The organism is Cryobacterium zongtaii (assembly GCF_002909375.1).
GTDB lineage: Bacteria > Actinomycetota > Actinomycetes > Actinomycetales > Microbacteriaceae > Cryobacterium > Cryobacterium zongtaii.
Map to the genome: position 1 here is coordinate 1 of NZ_PPXD01000020.1, position 18412 is coordinate 18412.

An 18412-nucleotide genomic window follows, 5' to 3' on the forward strand; every position below is an offset into this window, starting at 1 on the left:
GTCGCGCTCGTCGAGGATCGCGCAGGGAACGAGTTCGCCGGCCTCGATGCGCTGCTGCTCGTCCGCGGACGGGAACGCGGGGGCGCTGCGCGCGGACTGAAAGGTGTTGAACAGGTTTTGCATGATGCCCTTGAGCTCCGGCGTCACCCCACCGCGCAGCGGGTGCAGGCCTTGGCTGAGCTTGCCGAACGAGAACGTGGACTTGGCCTCGAGGATCTCCGCGGTGGGCGCGGCACCGTCCGGGTTCAACACCGCCTGCCACGTCGCCGCCATCTCCCGAATCCGGTCCGCCGGGAAGGTGAACCCGGTCGAGTCGCCCAGGCGAGCGATCGGTCCCGTGCAGGCGGGCCCGGCACCGTCGGTGTCGGTATCGGTATCGGTGTTGGTGTCGCCGGGGCCGGGGGTACGGCCGAATACCGACCCGGTCGCCGATTCCACCAGCTCGGCTTCACCACCGTCCACCAGCGACTGGTCTGCATCGAACCGGCCGTGCACCTTGTAGTCGGCCAGGCCCTTCACGATGTTCTCGGCCGCGTCGATGCCGATCTCCCCGGAGGTCAGTGCTGCGGCCACGAACGGGAACTCGGGCTCGAGGACCGTGCCGCCCAGCATCCGCGGTGCGACCTTCTCACCCAGGCTCACCCGCCGTTTCATCTCCGGCACCGACGTGCCGGTCAGCCCGATCAGCAGATCATTCTGGTGCGACGCCCCCAACCGCCACGCCAACGACTCGGAACCCAGCCCCGTGCGGGACCGGTAACCCACCACAGTCGCCGTGGCCACCCGGGCCGCATCCACCGGCCGACCGGTGCGCTCGACCATCTGCGTCAACGCGACCACCTCCGGGTCACTCAACGCGTTCACATCAATGGAGTCCATCACCGCCATCACCGTCCGCGCCGCATCATCCAGAGCCTGGAGCTTCTGACCGAACGCACCGGTATGCGCGCGCTGCACCCCCAGCAGCTCGGCCGGATCCCGCCACTCGGGCCGCGGCTTAGACGGGCCCCGACCGGTCTGGCCGGGACGGGACGAGCCCGTCGCGGGGCCGGCCGCAGTGTCGGCTGCAGCGGCGGCCTTCGTGCCGGAGGTGCCGCTCAGACTGTGGGCATCCAGTGCCGTGAGGGGATCTGGACCGGACAGGCCAGTGTTCCAGTCGTGCAGGTTCGACCCGGTGGGAGTCGTTCCCGTCGGTGCGGTGGAGCCACTATCCAGCTCGTCGTCCATACCCCCATTCTCTCACGAATCGCACGGATATGCGAGGATACGTCAGTAAATTCCGGAACGGATATCGAAAACATTTCCGCACTGCAGAGGATGGCTCGGGGGTCTCGACAGGCTCGACTGACGGGACGGGCACGTTGTCGAGGACGGGTTGCGGGTTCGGATTCGGCATGGTCACCACGAAATCGACAGGCACGACAAGCGGGGATAGAACACTCCCGCGCCCGACCAGCGCTCGGACCTCGCGCGCGGGCCGACGCCCTAGAGCTTCTTGCCGGGGTTGAGGATCGAGTGCGGGTCGAAGGCCGCCTTCACCCGCAACTGCAGGTCGCGCAGCACCGGGCCGAGCTCGTCATCGAGGTGCGCCCGCTTGAGCACACCGATTCCGTGCTCCCCCGACGCCGACCCGTCGAGCGAGATCGCCAGGTCGATCACCCTGGCGAACGCCGCGTGCGCCTTGTCGATCTCACCGGGCACCTCGGGGTCGTAGCCGATCACCGGGTGCAGGTTGCCGTCGCCCACGTGGCCGCCGGTGCTGATGGGCACGTCGAGTTCCCGGGAGATCTCGGCCAGACCCTGCAGCAGGGCGCCGAGCTGGGAGCGTGGCACCGTGATGTCCTCGTTCAGGCAGCCGCCACGCACGGCCTGCACGGCCGGGTGCAGCAGACGCCGTGCGCTCATCAGCCGCTCGAGCGACTCGGCATCGTGCGCGATGGTGACCACGCCGGCTCCGGCGGTTCGCAGCACCTCGGCGTAGACCTCGACGTCGTCGTGGGCCTGGCCGATCTGGTCCGACTGCACAAGCAGCAGCGCGCCGGCCCCGGCAGGCAGAGTCGAGGCCGGATCGAACGCGTTGATCGCGGCGATGCAGGCACCGTCGAGGAATTCGACAACGCTCGGCCGGCGGTCACCGGCAACGATCGTATTGGCGGCCGCCAGCGCATCCGCGGTGTTGGCGAAGGTCGCCGCCACGCCGGAGGGGCTGCCGGGTTTGGGCAACAGGCCCACGGTGATCTCGGTGATGATGCCCAGGGTTCCTTCTGAGCCCACCAGCAACGCGGTGAGGTTGTAACCGGCGACGCCCTTGATGGTGCGCTGCCCGGTGCGCACGATCGACCCGTCGGCGAGCACCACCGTGAGTTGGCGCACGAAGTTGCCGGTGACGCCGTACTTGACACAGAGCATCCCGCCGGCGTTGGTGGCCACATTGCCGCCGATGGTCGAGGCGCGCCACGAGCCCGGGTCCGGCGGGTAGAACAGGTCAACGGCCTCGGCTGCGCGGGCCAGCGCGATGGTGCGCACGCCGGCCTGCACCGTGGCGGTCTGGTTTGCGGCATCGACGGCCAGGATCTTCTTGAGCCGGGTGGTGCTCAGCACGATGGCGCCGTCGATGGCGTTCGCCCCGCCGGCCAGCCCGGTGCGAGCTCCCTGCGGCACGATCGGGATGCGGTGGGCGGCTGCGATGGTGACGACCGCGGCGACCTCCTCGGTGCTGGCCGGAAAGACCACGGCCAGCGGCTCACCGCTGAAGGTTCCTTCGGACTGGTCCCGACGGTTGCTCTCGGTGCTGGGACCCGTCACGATCTGCGCGGCGGAGAGCACGGCGGAGAGCTCGGTGACAACTGTGGACGCGACGTGGGTCTCGGTCATGAATACCTCTGCTGGAATCGCACCGTCGACCGGTGCCTCATCGACGCGCTCACTCGTCAGACCGCGCCCGGGGCCACAATTCTATGCAGGTGATTTCACCGTGACCCGCGCTTTGGCAAGGCCGGCCCGGTAATTCTGGGCGTCCATACCGCTTTGCATATCTCACCCTCGCCGCGGGCGCTAGGGGCCTTGTGCGGGCATTGTGACCCGGGGAACCGTGTTCCGTCACACCCCGAGTTCCGCGCGCAGCGCCCAGGCATTCCGCACCGCGTTGCCGTCGCCATCGTTGTTGAAGTAGGCGAACACCTCCCGGCCCTGGGCCGACCACTCTCGAATGCGGCCTGCCCACCACCGCAGGTCGGCATCGGAATACGACCCCGCGTAGAGGGAGTCATGCGCAGGGCCGTGCAGCCGGAGATAGACGAAGGGCGCGGTCGCGCGCAGCACACAGGGCAGCCCCGCCCCGCTCATCACGCAATAGGCGGCTCCGTGCCGCTCCAGCAGGGCGAAGACCTCGTCGTCGAGCCAGCTCTCGTGCCGAAACTCCACCGCCACCGGGATCCAGCACGGAAGGGAGCCGAGGAAGTAGTCCAGGCGTGCGTCGTCGCGGGTCTGGCCTGGGCCCAGTTGCACCAGAAGAACGCCGCGCCGATCGCCCAGCTCGTGCCAGCCCGCGCCGATCCGCTCTGCCCAGACCTCCGGCGCGTAGAGCTTTTTCGCGTGGGTCAGGCCCCGGGGTGCCTTCACCGACATCTGAAAGCCCGGGGGCAACCGTCGGTGCCAGCCCGCGAACACCGTCGTGCGGGGCCACCGGTAGAAGCTCGCATTGAGCTCGACGGTGTCGAAGGCCGCCACGTAGTACGCCAACCGCTTCGCTGCGGGCAGGCCGATGGGATAGAGCACGTTCTCCCAGTGGTCGTAGCTCCAGCCCGAGGTACCGATGTGAATCATCGGTCCGGTCATAACACCGGGTCTGTAGTATTTCAAGTCACGGTCCGGCGACATGACCGGCACGTCTACGCAGCGGGGGTGGCACGGATTTCAGGGGATGTTCGACACAGGTCTCGCCCACGCCTGCCACCGGCGCGTTGGGCGACGGGCCACCGCGCCCGGATGATCGTGGCCGCGATCACCCTCGTACTGGTTGTGGCTGTCGTCCTGGTCGTACGGGCGGTTTCCCTGGCGGCGGCCCAGAGCGAATACGATGCCGCCGCTGCCGCCTTCCAGAGTGATCAGGCCGCGGCCGCGCGAACCGTCACCGATGGCGAGACCGCGCTCGACGATGCCATCGCCACCCTGGCCGCGAGCGAGGGCAAGGTCTTCACCGAGCAACCCAGACTCGAGCTGGCCGACGCCATCGATACCGCGACCATGCGCCTGAGCGCGGCCGCCCAGGAGCTCACGTCGGCCGAGAGCACCGCTGCATCGTCGGCCGCCTCGACCACCCTCTTCGAGATGGGCGTCGGGGTGCGCGATGACGCCCGCACCCTCTCCGCGTTCGACTTCGGTGCCGCGAACGGCGTCGTCGGCGTCGCCGAGGACCTCGCCGTGCCGGTGGCGGCCGTCAACGCAGCCATGGCCGAGTGGCAGGCCGAGCAAGACCGGATCCTGCGCGAGAGGTATACCAACAATGTGCACGCCACGGGCTGGACGCCGGAGCTCGACCAGTGCATCGGCTCCGTGGACGTGACCGCGCACTATCAGGACGTTCCGACCATCGCCGAGCACTGGTCGTGCGGCGGCAAGGACTTTCCGGACGACGCCGGCACCGTGATCACCCTCACCGGGGTGCACGCCGGAACCTACCGGGTGGACGGCATCGTGGTCATGCTCAACGCCGACCGGGACAGCACCGCTGACATTCCGCGGGGCTACGACCTGCTCTACCAGACCTGCCAGAACGGGCAATCCTCAACCATGTCGTTCACGGCCCTGACCAAGATCGCCTAGGCCGGACAGGTATCGGTCGGGCTCAGCTGCCCTGTGGAAGCAGGTCGGTGGCGACCATGTCGATGCTGCGTTCCCAGAGCGCCGTCGCGAGGCCGGCATCCGTCGCCTGATGGTTCGTGGAGTGCACCTTGCGCTTCTCGTAGTACTCGCCCGACTGCCAGTCGACGCCGGCGGCCGTGCTCGCCAGCCAGACCAGGGTGTCCGCGCCCTTCTCCGGCGTGATGAGCATGCGCTTGAGTGCGGTCTGGTAGACCAGCCGCATGATGCTTGTGGAGTCGGTGGAGAAGCTCGTGGCGACCACACCCGGGTGGAACGCCGCCGTGACCAGGCCGCGCGAATTGTAGCGCCGGTGCAGTTCGCGGGTGAAGAGGATGTTGGCGAGCTTCGCATCGCCGTAAGCGTTGTTGGGCGAGTACTTGCGGTCGTTCTCGAGGTCGTCGAGGTCGATTCGACCGAACCGGTTGGCGGTGCTCGACGTGTTGATCACCGACGCCCGGCTGGAGAGCAGGCGATCCATCAACAGGGTGGTCAGCAGGAACGGCGCCAGGTGGTTCACCTGGAAGGTCTTCTCGTGGCCGTCGACGGTGATCTCGCGGTTGCCCATGATGCCGCCGGCGTTGTTGGCGAGCACGTCGATGCGCGGATAGCGCTGCAGGAGTTCGGCGGCCAGGGTGCGCACCTCGGCGAGCCGGCCGAAGTCGGCGATGAAGTGGTCTGCACCGAGCTCGGCGGCGATGGCCTCGGTCTTCTGCGGCGAGCGCCCGACAATCACGATGCGCTCACCGGTCGCTGCCAAGGCTCGGGCGGCTGCCGCACCGATGCCGTCGCTGGCGCCGGTGATCACAATGGTTCGGTCGGTCATCTGGTGCTCTTCCGCTCATTTCGGGGCGAGGCATCGTCGACTCACAGTGCCTGAACTCTACTGCGGGCGGCCGGGACGCCGTCAAACGGGCCGCAGCCGAACCGCCGCCGAACCCTGTTGAGGTTATTGATGCATTTATCAGCCCGGTTTTTCGGTACGATGAAGGAATGCAGTTATCGGCACGCTCCCACCCGGCCGGCTCCTCGGCCGTGGACCGCGCGTACACCCACGTGGCCGAGGCGATCATCTCCGGCGAGCTCGCGGCGAGCGCCCTGATCACCGAGGGTGATGTCGCTGCCTCCCTCGGACTCAGCCGCACCCCGGTCCGGGAGGCCTTTCTCGCACTGGAGTCGGCTGGCCTGCTGCGGCTCTTCCCCAAGAAGGGCGCCATCGTCACCGCGGCCGACGACACCGAGACCGCCGAGCTCCTGCAGGTGCGCATCCTGCTCGAGACCAAGGCCGTGCAGGTCCTCGGCGAGCGCCCCAGCCAGATCGACGCCGTCGAGGCCGAGTTGACTGCCCTGATCCAGACACAAACGGATGCCGCCGCCGCCGGCGACCTCCTGGCCTACGCCCGCGCCGATCACCGCTTCCACGCGCGGATCGTCGACGAGACCCACAACAGTGTCATCGACGGGATCTACGCCCGCCTCGGCCCCCGGCTCGAACGCCTGGTGCACAGGGTGGCCGCCCGTGACCCCGACAGCATCGACAGGCTCATCGCGGAACACCGCCTCCTGGCCGAGCACCTACGGGCAGGCGACACCGTCGCCTACGACCAGGCGCTGCGGGCCCACCTGGAATCCGGGCACCGCCTGCCCCGGATGCTCTAGCAACCAGAAAGAACCATGACCAGCCGCCGCACTCCCCGCTCTACTCCCCCGTGGCACCTCGCCGCACCCGCCCTGTTCGTCATGGCCTGGGGCGGAAACCACTTCACCCCGCTCCTGCACATGTACGAGACCCTCGGCAACTACTCCACGGTGACCGCCGATCTGTTCCTCGGCTTCTACGTCGTCGGCCTGGTTCCCGGTCTCCTGCTGGCCGGGGCTCTCTCCGACCGCCACGGACGCAAGCCCCTCATGGTCGCCGGGGTCCTCGCCGGCATCACCGCGAGCATCCTGCTGGGGCTCGGGTTCTCCAGCGAGGTCGTCATCTGCCTGGGCCGGTTCCTCGCCGGCCTGAGCGTGGGCGTGGCAATGTCGGTCGGCACCGCGTGGATCAAGGAACTCTCGAGCGCCCCGTTCGACCTCGTGGCCCGACCGACCGCCGGCGCCCGGCGTCCCGCGCTCACCCTGACCGTCGGCTTCGGCCTGGGCGCCGGGGTGTCCGGCCTCCTGGCACAGTGGGGCCCGATGCCGACGCTGCTCCCCTACGTCGTGCATGTCGTGCTGAGCCTGCTGATCCTGCCCCGCCTGCTGCGCACCCCGGAGACCGTGCCGCGCAGCCGGGCACACGGGTCGCTGTGGCTCGACCTGCAGGTGCCGCTGGCCGGCCACCGCCGCTTCCTGCGGGTGGTGCTGCCGACGGCGCCGTGGGTGTTCGGCGCCGCCGGCATCGCCTACGCCATGATGCCCAAGCTCGTGGAGTCGCAGCTCGGCGAGCTCAACCTGGCCTTCGCCACCCTCCTGACCGTGGTCACCCTGGGCACCGGAGCCCTGGTGCAGCCTCAGGTCTCCAGGCTCAACTCGATCACCAACGGCCGGGCTCTCCTGGTGGGCATGGGCCTCATGCTCACGGGCACCCTCAGTGCCGTGGGAACAGCAGTCACCCTCTCCCCGCTACTTGCGCTGATCACGGGCATCGTGCTGGGCGCGGCCTACGGCATCACGGTCGTCGCCGGCCTCGTCGAGATCCAGCGGATCTCCACCGCCACCGACCTGGCCGGCATCACCGGCGTCTACTACAGCCTCACCTACCTGGGCTTCCTGCTCCCGGTGGCCTTCGCCAGCCTGACCGAGTTCGCGAACTACCCGACCATGCTCTGGCTGCTCGCCGCCGCGTGCGCCGGCTGCCTGGCGCTGACCGCGGTGGGACTGCGCCGCGCGTAACCGGTGAGCGCCGGCTTCAGGATGCTGTCAGGGCGTCGGGCGCGCGGTCGTGCCTCGCTTGTCCTTCGCCTCACGCAGGAACACCAGCGGAAGCAGGAGAGTCGCCACGGCCGTGATCAGCCAGACCACCAGCGCGGCCAGGATCCAGGTCTGCCAGCCCTCGATGGTGAGGCCGCCCGGGAACAGCGAGGCGATCCACAGCGCGACGAACGTCGACAGCAGGCCGATGCCGCCCAGGAACGCCGGCGCTCCCCGCGCGACGACCTTGGCCAGGAATGGCGAGAGCACGCTTTGGGTCACCGCGAACACGACCACCGCGGTCACGAATCCGCTCGGGGTGACGGTGAGGTCGGGCAGCACCAGGGACGCCACCCACAGGCCCAGGGCCGCCGAAAGCAGAAAGACCAGCGCGCGCAGCAGGATGCGAATCATGCCGCGATGGTAGCGCCGCCACGGGTCCGCGTCATCCCCGGCCGCCCTGTGGCTGCTCCACCCGCTGTGGGAGGCTCCGCACCGCGAGACGGCCGGCCCGTCGGGGCCGGCCGTCGCACTGCGGTGAGAGTCTCGGTCAGCGGGGTCCGCCGGCGCCGCCGCCGCCCATGGTGCCCGTCGCGGCCTCGCCGGCCGTGACGGTGGTCGTGTTCGTCGCCGACGCGTAATCACCGTCGGCATAAACGCCTGGGGCGATCTCGCCGGACGCCGTGCCTCCCACGTAGACGCTGTAGGTCTCACCCGCGACCAGTTCCTCGGAGGAGAACACCACGGACTGGAAGTCCTTGGCCGACTCGTAGGCCATCACCACGTCGCCGGCGCTGTCCACGAGCTGCACGACGGTGCCGGCAGCCGGCGTCGAGTCGAGGGCGATCGCCACGAAGGTCTGCTCTGACCCGGCTTCCGGCGACACCGCCATTCCTGCACTGCCCGCGGCCAGCAGGGTGCCGCCGGTGACGGTGAAGCTGCCGTTCACGTCGAGTGCCCCGTTGCCGTTGTCGGTCGGCCCGTTCACGACGAGGATGCCGTCGCTCATGGTCGCCGACCCGTTGGAGTCGAACCCGTCTCCGCCGGCGTCGATCGTGGTGGTGCCGCCGGTGATGGTGATGGTCTCCCCGCCGTCGGCGTCCATACCGCCACCGCCGCCGCCCTGTGCCTCGGTGCCGGTCTCAGCACCGGTCTCGGTGCCGCTGGACGCGTTGATGCCGTCGTCGCTGGCGGTGATCGAGACCGTGCCGCCGCCGATGCTGATGGCGGTGCTCTCCAGGCCCTCATCCGAGGTCGTGATGGTGGTGTCACCGCCGATGACGTCCAGCGCCGTGTCTGCGTGCACGCCGTCGTCACCGGCCGCGAGTCTCACCGTTCCGGAGGCGATCCGCACGGTGCCGTTCGAGTGCAGCGCGTCGTCCGCCGCGTCGACGGTGAGGGTGCCGCCGTCGACGACAGTGACCACCCCGGACTTGACGCCCTTCGCCGACGCGTCCTCCGACACCGCGGTGGTGTGGCCGCCGCCGGATTCGACCGTGACGGTGGCCCCGGCGAACACGACATCGGTGAACGCCTGCAGGCCGTCGCCGCCGGCGATCACCTCGACGGCGCCGCCGATGAGAGCGAGGTAGCCGCGGGTGTCGTCCTCGTCGTTGTCGGATTTGAGGCCATCGCCGCCGGCGGTCACCCTGACGGTGCCACCGTCAACCACCAGATAGTCCTTGCCCCGGATGCCGTCGTCCACCGCCGTCACAGTGACCGTGCCCGAGCTGATGATCAGGCCATCCGTGCTCGTGATGCCGTCGTTGCCGTTGCCGGTCACCTCGAGCGACCCACTGCCCGTGATCGTGAGATCGGCCGCGCTGTAGAGCGCCGCGTTCGCGTCGGTGTCCTCGGCGTAGGAGTCGGTGTCGGCCAGGGTATTGGCAGATCCGTCGGGGAGAACGATCATCGCTTCGTCGGCCTCGGTCACCACGAGTGCTGCCCCGGTGGAGTTGCTGACCTCGACGCCGTTGAGGATCAGGCGCACGGTGCCCTCGCCCGAGGAGGCGACGACGATCTGACCGTCCTCCAGGGTGCCGCTCAGTTCGTAGGTGCCGGCCGCGGTGATGGTGACCGTGCTGCCGGCGACGGTCACGGCGCCGCCTTCTGCCGACGCGCCGCCTTCTGCCGACACGCTGTCGCCGGCCAGGGTGATCTGCACCACGTCGGCGGCGTCCCACTCGTCGTCGTCGGCGTCGGCGTGGGTCGCCTGGTTGGCGGCCAGCACTTCGGCGGCCGTGGTGGACTCGTCGATCGCGACCGCGGCGGTGCCGGCGGACGTGGTTCCCGTCGAGTCCGTGGTCGCGGTGACGGCCGTGCAGCCGGTCAGCAGTGCCGCGGTGACGAGGAACGGCAGGACCCGGTGGGCGGTCCGGGGAGAGGGGGTCTGGGGAGATTTCTTCATGGGGTACTCACAATCGGTGGGGTCGAACAGGATCAAGGAGTGCGGGGCCCGCTAGCGGAAGTACCGGCGAAGCACCGGCGCCCATTTGTTGTCGGGCAGGTCACTGCGGAGGGCGGCCAGGCCGGTGCCGTACTTCGAGATGGTGGCCGGGCGATGGCCGTGGGCCCAGAGAATCCGGTCAACGGCGGATGCCCGGGAGCCGGACTTGGTCTCTACTATCGACAGCCCCGGCCGGTCCAGCCGGAGCTGCGGGGTGCTCCCCCGGCGAACCGTCGACCACGACAGTCCGGTGTCGATGGTGGCGCGACTGCTGGATTCCGGGAGGAACAGGGTCGTCCGCCGGTACCTGGTCGTGAGGGTCGGCACGAGGTCCTGCCCCTCGGCGCCGGTGATGTCGGCCTCGTCGAGCACGGTGTCGGTGTACCGGCGCCCCTCGGTGGTGAGCGTTGCCCTGTCGTCGATCGGATACGGCAGGCGGTCCTTGACCGTCACGCCCCGGCCGCCGCGGGTCTTCACCTCGAGGTAGCTCTGGGCCGAGTCGACGTAGGTGCGGGTGCGGATCTTGAAGCGGCGCCGGCGCGGATGCGCCGCCATCAGGAAGCTGGTGAGCTCGGGGGTGTCGAAGTACACCGACTCGTAGGCGCCAGAGCGCACCCCGTCGATGTCGAGCACCCGCACGCCGGGGTCCAGGTCGCCCAGGACAGCGTCCAGCTCCGAGCGGGGCACCACGTACTTGCGGTCGATGCGGGTGAGCAGACCGGCCCGGTCGGTGAGCTCGGCCAGGCCGATGGTGCCCAGGCCCGCGAGCGGCACGTCCAGCACCACGCCGGTCGGCACGGCACTCATCGGTACGGCACTCATCGGCTCGTCTCCTGCAGAACCGGCGCCGGCGTGGCAGTCGGGGCACGCCCCGCACCCACCTGGTACCGCACGTCGACGAGGGTGGTGTCGTTCACCAGGTCGAGACTGCGTACGTGCACCCCGTGCACCCGGGCGCCGAGCAGCCCCTCGAGGTGAGCGATGAGAGCGGATTCCTCGGCGAACGCGGCATCCAGCACCACGCTCTGCTGCCGGTAGCTGCGGAACAGGCGCGGGTTGTCGCCGACGTAGACCACGGCGAGGATCAGGGTCATCAGCACCACGGTGAGCACCGTCGGTTCGGCGCTGAGGCCGGCGAGCAGGCCCAGGGCCAGCGCCGCGAAGTAGTAGGCCACCTCGTGCTGCTCGATCTCGCTCGAGCGCAGCCGGATGATCGACAGTACGCCGAACAGGCCGAGGCCGAGGCCGACGCCGACGGTGCTGGACGCGAGCACCTGGGCCACGGCCAGCACGCCGACATTGACCACGAGGTACGCGACAACGAGGTCCCGGCGCCGGTGACGCGGAAAATACAGCCCGAACGTGAGCAGGCTGATGAAGAGCAGATCGATCAGGATGATCGTGGCCTGCAGCATGGTGTCCTCCAAATGAACAATCGGTAACGCAACGTTGTCCATCTAGCCGGACATCCCTATGAGTCGGCTATGCGGCGGTTATGAGCCGCAGTTGAGTCGGCCTGCCGGGTCGGTGATCACCCGAAGCGTCATTCGCACCGGAGGCAACCCGATCTCGCATTGTCAGACCCCGAGGGGTAAACTTCGAACATATGTTCTAACTGTTGAGGTGATGTGCCATGAGTCTGATTAACGAAACCGTCGCGGTCTGGGTATCGCCGGAGGGTTCTCCGGTTCGCCTGGTCTGGCGTGCCCGCCGGTTCAGGGTGACCGACACCCCCACGCCGTTGACGGCGTCGGTGTCGCTGCCCGACGAGCTGCTGTACTTCCTCACCCATCCGCCCAAACCGGTGGCCGCCTGGCGCTGCCAGGGCACCGCCGAGGACGGCACCTCGCTCGTCTTCGACATCCAGCACGACGACGGCGGCGGCCGCTGGCAGCTGCTGCGTGCCTATGACTGAGGGTCCGGTCCGGTTTGACGGTCCATTCCGCAGGCCGGATTGCGGCGATAGGCTCCCACCGACAAGGGAGGCGCCGTGAGCGACAACAACAGCGAAAACCCGGACCCAGGACCCAAGCCGAGCCTGACCGACAGCCGGTGGGAGGCGCGGATCACCTTCCTGCGCAGCCGGGCGGCGGTGGCTCGTGCCGAGGTGTCCGCGATCGAGGCCATGCATCGCGATCCCGACGTTCTCGAGGACCTACTGGCCAACGCCTCCCCGGACGAGGTGGCGATGGCCGAGGCCGTCGAACACCGGATCAGCGAGCGTGTGATCGCGGCCCGGCAGGTCGCCGACGCCGCAGAGGCCGACTACGAACGTGCCGTGCTCGACGGTGCGGATCTGCGTGGCAACGAGGACCTGGACTAGGTTCGCCGCCTGGCCTCGTCAGCCTGGCTTCGTCACCCTGGCGGGTTGGGGCCATTCGCCGGCCGCCCCCGCCGTCTCGGCCTCCTTGATGCGGTGCACGGTCTTGAGGAATGAATCCGGGTTGAGCGAGATCGAGTCGATACCCTCGCCCACCAGGAACTCGGCGAAATCGGGGTAGTTGCTCGGTCCTTGCCCGCAAATACCGATCTTGATGCCGGCCGCGTGTGCCTTGTCTATGGCCTCGCTGATCATCCGCAGCACCGCCTCATTGCGTTCATCGAAGAGCGCCGCCAGGTCGCCGGAGTCCCGGTCGACACCGAGCACCAGCTGGGTGAGGTCGTTGGAGCCGATCGAGAAGCCGTCGAACCTGGTGGCGAACTGCTCGGCCAGAATGACGTTCGCCGGGATCTCGCACATCATGTACACCTGCAGCCCGTTGTCGCCGCGCACCAAGCCGTTCCCCGCCATCACCGCGAGCACCCTGTCGGCCTCGGTGGTGGTGCGGCAGAACGGCACCATCACGATCACATTGCTGAAGCCGATCCGCTCGCGCACGCGCTTGAGCGCCCGGCACTCCAGCGCAAAACCCTCGGCGTACTTGGCGTCGTAGTACCTTGATGCGCCGCGGAAGCCCAGCATCGGGTTCTCCTCCGCCTGCTCGAAGACGTCGCCACCGATGAGGTGCGCGTACTCGTTCGACTTGAAGTCGCTCAGCCGCACGATCACCGGGTGCGGGTAGTACGGCGCTCCCAGCTTCGCGATACCCAGAGCCAGGGTGTTCACGAAGTACTCGCCGAGGTCCGCGTAACCGCGGGTGAGCTCGGTGATCTGGCGGAGCACGGCCGGGTCGGTGACCCGCTCCGGATGCACCAGCGCCATCGGGTGGATCTTGATGAGGTTGTTGATGATGAATTCCATCCGCGCCAGCCCCACACCGGCGGTGGGCAGTCTCCACCATTCGAAGGCCGCCGCCGGGCTGGCGATGTTCACCATCACCTGGGTGCGGGTGATCGGCACGGCGCCCAGGTCGATCTGTTCGGTCTCAGAAGCCAGGATGCCGGCGTAGACAAATCCTTCGTCGCCCTCGGCGCAGGAGATGGTGATGGGCGAATCCTCGGTGAGTACCTCGGTCGCATTGCGGGTGCCGACCACCGCGGGCACGCCGAGTTCGCGGCTGACGATGGCGGCGTGGCTGGTGGGACCGCCGTGATCGGTGATGATGCCGGCCGCCCTGGTCATGATCGGCACCCAGTCCGGGTCGGTCATCTCGGTGACAAGGATGGCGCCGTCGCGGAAGTTCTCGATGTCGGCGGGGTCCCGGATGACGCAGGCCGTACCCGACGCGATGCTGTCGCCGATGGCCACGCCGGAGACCAGGAGCGGTCCGGTCTCGGTGAGGCGGCTGACCGAGAACCGGGTCAGGCTCTTCTGCGAGTGCACGGTCTCCGGCCGAGCCTGCACCAGGAACAGCTCACCCGTGAGGCCGTCCTTGGCCCATTCCATGTCCATCGCCCGGCCGTAGTGGTCTTCGACGATGGTCGCCCACCTCCCGAGCTGCACGATCTCGGTGTTGCTGAGCACAAACGCCCGGCGTTCCCGCTCCGGGGTGTCGATGACCCGGGTGCGTGCGCTGCCGCCCTCCGCGTAGGTCATCTTGCGGTCCTTCCGGCCCAGGGTCTTCTCGATGATGGGCTCGTAGTCTTCTTCGTCCAGCAGCGCCTTGAAGACCAGGTACTTGTCGGGGTCGACGGCGCCCTGCACCACCGTTTCGCCCAGGCCCCACGCCGCGCTGATCACGGCGGCGCCGGGAAAACCGGTGTCGGTGTCGATGGAGAACATCACGCCGGAGCCGGCGAGGTCGCTGCGCACCATCCGCTGCACCCCGATCGACAGGGCCACGTCGAGATGGTCGAACTTCTTCACCTCGCGGTAGCTGATGGCCCGGTCGGTGAACAGCGACGCGTAGCAGCGGCGGCAGGCGTCGAGCAGGTCGCGTTCGCCGCTCACGTTCAGGAAGGTCTCCTGCTGGCCCGCGAAGCTGGCGTCGGGCAGGTCCTCGGCGGTGGCGCTGCTGCGCACGGCGACGGGCAGGTTGGGCACCTCGGCGTCCTTGGACAGAGTGCGGTAGTACACCCGGATGTCCTCAGCGATGGCCGCTGGGAACTCGCCGGCCAGGAAGGCCTCGCGCAGGTTCTGGCCGGTTTCGCGGAGCGACGCGGCGCCGGAGTGGTAGCGGTCCAGCTGCTCACGGATCACCGGTTCCAGGCCGTTGGCCTCGATGAACGCGCGGTAGGCATCCGCAGTGGTGGCGAAGCCGTTGGGTACCCGCACGCCGCGCGCCGAGAGCGAGCGCACCATCTCTCCCAGGGAGGCGTTCTTGCCGCCGACCTGCGGGATGTCCGTCAGGCCGATGGAATTGAACCAGACCACTTCGCGACCACGCATGATTCCTCCTGGCATTGGTGCAGCGCCGCACTCCCCAGCCGCAACTTACTGCTCTGCGGCGGATGCGGCTAGAGTGCCGCGGCCTGCGGGGCCGGGCTCAGCGGCACGTACCGGCGACGGCGATCTGCTCGTTGGTGGGGCGGCCGTAGGCCTCGATGCCCGACCCAGGTTCGTCGAAGCCCTGGCTGATCGACCAGGCCGTGGCCCAGGCCTCCTGATCCTGGCTGAAGGCGGAGCCCGAGAAGAGCGGCCAGCAGTTCTCCCGGTAGACCTGGGTGTGCCCCACCTCGTGGGCGACGACCGCGTGGGCGTCCGAGCCCTCGTACCAGACATTCTCGATGGTGTAGTTGAGGCTGATGATCGACCAGCCGCCATCGGAATCGTAGGTCTCTGCGGTGCCGGAGAGCCAGTCCGCGCCGAGACCGGATACCTCGGGTGCCCAGATGAACTCCAGGGCGATGCCGTTGCTGAGCGAGCGGGCGTACGCTTCGATCTCCCGTCGCACCGCCCAGGCCGGATCGTGGGCCTCGGCCTGGTGGATGGCCTCCGAGGAACGCACCTGCGCCTCGGCATCCGTCATCGAGGTCAGGAACACGGCGTCCCTGGCGCTCGACATGGCGGGATCCCGCGCGTATTCGATCAGACGGATGAGCGGAACCTGTACCGAACGATTCGAGAGTCGGTTGTCGACGATCGTCTGCTCGGCCCGGGTCGCCGCCGCGGTGAAATATGCCGCCTCCGCCGCATCGAGGTCGTCCCGGCCGGTCGTCGCCGCCTGAGCCGACGCGCGAAGCCGGTCTTCGGCACTCTGTGATTGACCGGTCAGGCCCTCGATGCGCTCGGCCTCGGCCATGGCCTGCCAGGGCAGGCTGTGGTCGTTGTCGCTGACGGGCTCGTCGTTTGCCGGGGGTCTGATCGCTTCGGCGGTGCCGGATGCCTCGATGACGGGTTCGAGCTCGGCCAGGATCTCGCGAAGCGCGTCGGCTTCGGGGAGTGCGTCGGCGGCGAAGGCGGGAGTGGCGGCCACAGCGCGGATTCGCTCGGCGAGCCGGACCAGGTTGCGTGACCTGGCGTCGGAGGCGTTCCTGGCGTCGGTCTCCTCGCCGACTTGGGCGGTGAGCGCAGAGGTTGCCGTCTCGTAGCGGTCCTGGGCGGCTGCGCCCCAACCCCAGAATCCGCCACCGCCCACGGCCACGGCGAGCAGCACGGCCAGCGTCGTCAGGATGGTGCGGCGCGTTCTGGGACGGGGCGTGGGGACGGACGACGATTCGACGGCGGGCGCCGCGAGCGTCGGGTCCTGCGTCACGGCTCCCCCTCACGTCGGGATCAGCGTAGCGCCCCCGCCCCCGTGCCCAGCGATACACCGGAGCAAACATCGATTATCGTCAGAGAATGACCGCAACGCTGCCTCAGGTGTCCCTGCGTCCTTTCCTCGACACCGATTCCGCGCAGGTGCTCGCGCTCAACAGCGCCGCCGTGCCCGCCGTCAACGACCTCGACGCCGACGCCCTGGCGGCGCTGATCATTGCGAGCCACAGCGCGATCGTCGTCGTGGCGGATGCCGAGCCGGACACTGTGCTCGGCTTCGCGATCCTGTTCGCGGCCGGCGCCGACTATGCCAGTGAGAATTACCGATATTTCTCCGGCCGCGCCCGCACCTTCCTCTACGTGGACCGCATCGTCGTGGCGGCCGGCCATCGCGGCAGGGGCCTCGGCGCCAGGCTCTACGCGGCGGTCTTCGACACCGCGCGTGCCCTGCCCACCGATGTGGTGTTCTGCGAGGTAAACCTACGGCCGGCCAATCCCGAGTCGCTGGCCTTTCACGGCCGGCTGGGCTTCACCGAGATCGGGCAGCAGGCCACCAAAAACGACACCGTGGTCGTGTCGCTGCTGAGCGCAGCCGTTCCGAAGGTTCGTTCGGCGTCTGGGCGGTAGCGGGTCCGGCTACGCTGAACCACATGAAGCACGCCAGCGCCGGCACCGGCATCGACCTCACCCCGGCCATCGACGGCTGGGTGGGCGCGCAGCGCTGGTTTGCCGGCAAGGCGCACAGCCCGGTGCTGCGCAGCATCGGCCAGTGGGCGCTGCCGACCGACGAGGCGGGGGTGCGCATCGCCTGCCACCTGGTGCTCGACACGGCCAGCAGGTTCTCCACGCTTTACCAGCTGCCGCTGACCGAGCGCACGGCGCCGTTGCCTGAGTCGTCGGCTCTCATCGCCCAGACGGTGGGTCGCGACGGGCTCCCCCGCTACGTGTACGACGCCCCGCACGATCCCGTCTACGCCGCGGCGCTGCTCAGGTTCATCACCTCGGCCGCGTCGCTATCGTCCGACGACCCGGGCGGTGTCACCGCGCGGGGTGAGCTGTTGCGGGCGGGAATGGGGCCCGATGACTCGACCCCGTACAGCGTCACGGCCAGCCGGGTCATCAGCGGCGAACAGTCGAACACCTCGATCGTCCTCGATGTCGCCGACGAGGCCGGCCGGCCCGGCCGCCCGGTGATCTGCAAGGTGTTCAGGGTGGTCGCAGCCGGGTCGAACCCGGATGTCTCGGTGCAGTCGGCCCTGGCCGGCGCCGGATCCAGGTTTGTTCCCGAGCCGATCGGAGCCGTGTCGGGCGAGTGGACGAACCCGCTCTCTGCCGCCCGGCACAGCGGTCACCTCGTGTTCGCTCAGGAGTTCCTGCCCGGGGTCGACGACGCCTGGCGGGTCGCCCTGGCTGCTGCCGCGGCCGGTGACGACTTCAGCATCCCCGCCCACGCCCTCGGAGTCGCGACCGCCGCGGTACACCGGGACCTCGACAGGGTGTTCCCCACCGTGGCGTCCACCCCGGATGTGATCAACCAGTTGTGCCTGACCATGCGGGAACGGTACCGTCTGGCCGCCCGCGAGGTACCGGAGCTGGCCGCGCACCGCGAGGCCATCGAGGCCGTCTTCGCCAGGGCCAAGGCGGCGCCGTGGCCGCGGCTGCAGCGCATCCACGGCGACTACCACCTCGGCCAGGTGCTTGATGTGCCCGGGCGCGGTTGGGTGCTGATCGACTTCGAGGGCGAACCTCTGCGCCCGCTCGCCGAACGCTCGCTGCCGGACATCCCGCTGCGCGACGTGGCCGGCATGCTCCGCTCGTTCGACTACGTGGGCGCGACCATCGCCATGCGGGACCCCGCTGCAGCGCCCGCCGCGATCGAGTGGGCGATGACCGCCAGGGCGGCCTTCCTGCTGGGCTACCACGCCGGGGACGGCGACTCCCAGGCCGGGACCGCCCATGCCGGGCAGGAGGCCCTGTTGGCCGCGTTCGAACTCGACAAGGCCGTCTACGAGAGCATCTACGAGATCCGCAACCGGCCCACCTGGTTGCCGATTCCGCTTCGTGCGGTGCGGCGCCTCGCCCAGGATGCCCATGCCGCCGCCCACAGCCCGGGCTGACCCCCGCGAGTTTCCCCG

At 68.9% G+C, this 18412-nt stretch carries 17 protein-coding genes; 7 read left to right on the forward strand and 10 right to left on the reverse strand.

The genetic code is table 11. The features are described 5' to 3' along the window. The 3 genes from C3B61_RS12330 to C3B61_RS12340 all read right to left on the reverse strand — a co-directional run. Positions 1-1227, reverse strand: a 1227-nt coding sequence (locus C3B61_RS12330; protein ID WP_425266420.1) for a hypothetical protein, incomplete at its 3' end; no start/stop codon positions are given. A gap of 258 nt (positions 1228-1485) precedes the next feature. Further along, a complete protein-coding gene (locus C3B61_RS12335) occupies positions 1486-2874 on the reverse strand; it encodes an FAD-binding oxidoreductase (RefSeq protein WP_088455930.1) in 1389 nt (462 codons plus the stop codon). Between the two features lie 225 nt (positions 2875-3099). Next, positions 3100-3837 carry a DUF72 domain-containing protein gene (locus C3B61_RS12340; protein ID WP_244285927.1) on the reverse strand — a complete coding sequence of 246 codons (738 nt, stop codon included), beginning with the start codon at positions 3835-3837 and terminating at the stop codon, positions 3100-3102. Positions 3838-3987: 150 nt separating this feature from the next. Between C3B61_RS12340 and C3B61_RS12345 the strand changes: the two genes are divergently transcribed. Continuing rightward, positions 3988-4824 (forward strand): hypothetical protein, encoded by an 837-nt coding sequence (locus C3B61_RS12345; protein WP_103460983.1) that lies wholly within the window; start codon positions 3988-3990, stop codon positions 4822-4824. A gap of 22 nt (positions 4825-4846) precedes the next feature. On the opposite strand, the gene C3B61_RS12350 is transcribed toward C3B61_RS12345, so the two are convergent. Next, positions 4847-5686 carry an SDR family NAD(P)-dependent oxidoreductase gene (locus C3B61_RS12350; protein ID WP_088455928.1) on the reverse strand — a complete coding sequence of 280 codons (840 nt, stop codon included), beginning with the start codon at positions 5684-5686 and terminating at the stop codon, positions 4847-4849. Positions 5687-5853: 167 nt separating this feature from the next. Here C3B61_RS12350 and C3B61_RS12355 point away from each other — a divergent pair, with 167 nt between their 5' ends. Together C3B61_RS12355 and C3B61_RS12360 are read left to right on the forward strand one after the other, a co-directional pair. Continuing rightward, the gene (locus tag C3B61_RS12355) at positions 5854-6519 is read left to right on the forward strand and encodes a GntR family transcriptional regulator (RefSeq protein ID WP_103460985.1); all 666 of its coding nucleotides are present in this window, start codon (positions 5854-5856) and stop codon (positions 6517-6519) included. Positions 6520-6534: 15 nt separating this feature from the next. Next, the gene (locus tag C3B61_RS12360; protein ID WP_103460987.1) at positions 6535-7737 is read left to right on the forward strand and encodes an MFS transporter; all 1203 of its coding nucleotides are present in this window, start codon (positions 6535-6537) and stop codon (positions 7735-7737) included. A gap of 27 nt (positions 7738-7764) precedes the next feature. Here C3B61_RS12360 and C3B61_RS12365 read toward each other — a convergent pair whose 3' ends face one another. From C3B61_RS12365 to C3B61_RS12380, 4 genes are all read right to left on the reverse strand, one after another. Further along, positions 7765-8169 carry a phage holin family protein gene (locus tag C3B61_RS12365; RefSeq protein ID WP_088455925.1) on the reverse strand — a complete coding sequence of 135 codons (405 nt, stop codon included), beginning with the start codon at positions 8167-8169 and terminating at the stop codon, positions 7765-7767. A 136-nt stretch (positions 8170-8305) separates the two neighbouring features. Further along, on the reverse strand, positions 8306-10162 hold the full coding sequence (locus C3B61_RS12370) for a carbohydrate-binding domain-containing protein (RefSeq protein ID WP_103460989.1): 1857 nt from the start codon (positions 10160-10162) through the stop codon (positions 8306-8308). Between the two features lie 51 nt (positions 10163-10213). Next, positions 10214-11023, reverse strand: coding sequence for a VTC domain-containing protein (locus tag C3B61_RS12375; protein WP_241990285.1), 810 nt, complete (start codon positions 11021-11023; stop codon positions 10214-10216). Further along, positions 11020-11616, reverse strand: coding sequence for a DUF4956 domain-containing protein (locus tag C3B61_RS12380; protein ID WP_088457951.1), 597 nt, complete (start codon positions 11614-11616; stop codon positions 11020-11022). Before C3B61_RS12380 ends, C3B61_RS12375 begins: the two co-directional genes overlap by 4 nt. Before the next feature lie 218 nt (positions 11617-11834). Here C3B61_RS12380 and C3B61_RS12385 point away from each other — a divergent pair, with 218 nt between their 5' ends. Next, entirely contained in the window at positions 11835-12116 is a 282-nt protein-coding gene (locus tag C3B61_RS12385) for a hypothetical protein (RefSeq protein ID WP_088455923.1), read from the forward strand. A gap of 75 nt (positions 12117-12191) precedes the next feature. Further along, positions 12192-12524, forward strand: a complete 333-nt coding sequence (locus C3B61_RS12390; RefSeq protein WP_088455922.1) for a hypothetical protein — start codon at positions 12192-12194, stop codon at positions 12522-12524. Positions 12525-12542: 18 nt separating this feature from the next. Here the strand turns inward: C3B61_RS12390 and ppsA are convergent, their stop codons facing one another. Both ppsA and C3B61_RS12400 read right to left on the reverse strand, forming a co-directional pair. Further along, the gene (gene ppsA, locus C3B61_RS12395) at positions 12543-14969 is read right to left on the reverse strand and encodes a phosphoenolpyruvate synthase (protein ID WP_103460990.1); all 2427 of its coding nucleotides are present in this window, start codon (positions 14967-14969) and stop codon (positions 12543-12545) included. A gap of 97 nt (positions 14970-15066) precedes the next feature. Further along, entirely contained in the window at positions 15067-16275 is a 1209-nt protein-coding gene (locus C3B61_RS12400; protein WP_103460991.1) for a hypothetical protein, read from the reverse strand. An 86-nt stretch (positions 16276-16361) separates the two neighbouring features. On the opposite strand from C3B61_RS12400, the gene C3B61_RS12405 reads away from it, so the two are divergent. Together C3B61_RS12405 and C3B61_RS12410 are read left to right on the forward strand one after the other, a co-directional pair. Continuing rightward, positions 16362-16904, forward strand: a complete 543-nt coding sequence (locus C3B61_RS12405) for a GNAT family N-acetyltransferase (protein ID WP_103460992.1) — start codon at positions 16362-16364, stop codon at positions 16902-16904. Between the two features lie 23 nt (positions 16905-16927). Continuing rightward, positions 16928-18394: a maltokinase N-terminal cap-like domain-containing protein gene (locus tag C3B61_RS12410; protein WP_103460993.1), complete on the forward strand. Its 1467-nt coding sequence runs from the start codon at positions 16928-16930 to the stop codon at positions 18392-18394. Positions 18395-18412 lie beyond the last annotated feature (18 nt).

Excerpts from the sequence above, each read along its gene's own strand:
- C3B61_RS12335 (WP_088455930.1), bottom strand. The coding sequence starts at position 2,874 with ATGACCGAGACCCACGTCGCGTCCACAGTTGTCACCGAGCTCTCCGCC.
- C3B61_RS12340 (WP_244285927.1), bottom strand. The coding sequence starts at position 3,837 with ATGACCGGACCGATGATTCACATCGGTACCTCGGGCTGGAGCTACGAC.
- C3B61_RS12345 (WP_103460983.1), top strand. The coding sequence starts at position 3,988 with ATGATCGTGGCCGCGATCACCCTCGTACTGGTTGTGGCTGTCGTCCTG.
- C3B61_RS12350 (WP_088455928.1), bottom strand. The coding sequence starts at position 5,686 with ATGACCGACCGAACCATTGTGATCACCGGCGCCAGCGACGGCATCGGT.
- C3B61_RS12355 (WP_103460985.1), top strand. The coding sequence starts at position 5,854 with ATGCAGTTATCGGCACGCTCCCACCCGGCCGGCTCCTCGGCCGTGGAC.
- C3B61_RS12360 (WP_103460987.1), top strand. The coding sequence starts at position 6,535 with ATGACCAGCCGCCGCACTCCCCGCTCTACTCCCCCGTGGCACCTCGCC.
- C3B61_RS12365 (WP_088455925.1), bottom strand. The coding sequence starts at position 8,169 with ATGATTCGCATCCTGCTGCGCGCGCTGGTCTTTCTGCTTTCGGCGGCC.
- C3B61_RS12370 (WP_103460989.1), bottom strand. The coding sequence starts at position 10,162 with ATGAAGAAATCTCCCCAGACCCCCTCTCCCCGGACCGCCCACCGGGTC.
- C3B61_RS12375 (WP_241990285.1), bottom strand. The coding sequence starts at position 11,023 with ATGAGTGCCGTACCGATGAGTGCCGTGCCGACCGGCGTGGTGCTGGAC.
- C3B61_RS12380 (WP_088457951.1), bottom strand. The coding sequence starts at position 11,616 with ATGCTGCAGGCCACGATCATCCTGATCGATCTGCTCTTCATCAGCCTG.
- C3B61_RS12385 (WP_088455923.1), top strand. The coding sequence starts at position 11,835 with ATGAGTCTGATTAACGAAACCGTCGCGGTCTGGGTATCGCCGGAGGGT.
- ppsA (WP_103460990.1), bottom strand. The coding sequence starts at position 14,969 with ATGCGTGGTCGCGAAGTGGTCTGGTTCAATTCCATCGGCCTGACGGAC.
- C3B61_RS12405 (WP_103460992.1), top strand. The coding sequence starts at position 16,362 with ATGACCGCAACGCTGCCTCAGGTGTCCCTGCGTCCTTTCCTCGACACC.
- C3B61_RS12410 (WP_103460993.1), top strand. The coding sequence starts at position 16,928 with ATGAAGCACGCCAGCGCCGGCACCGGCATCGACCTCACCCCGGCCATC.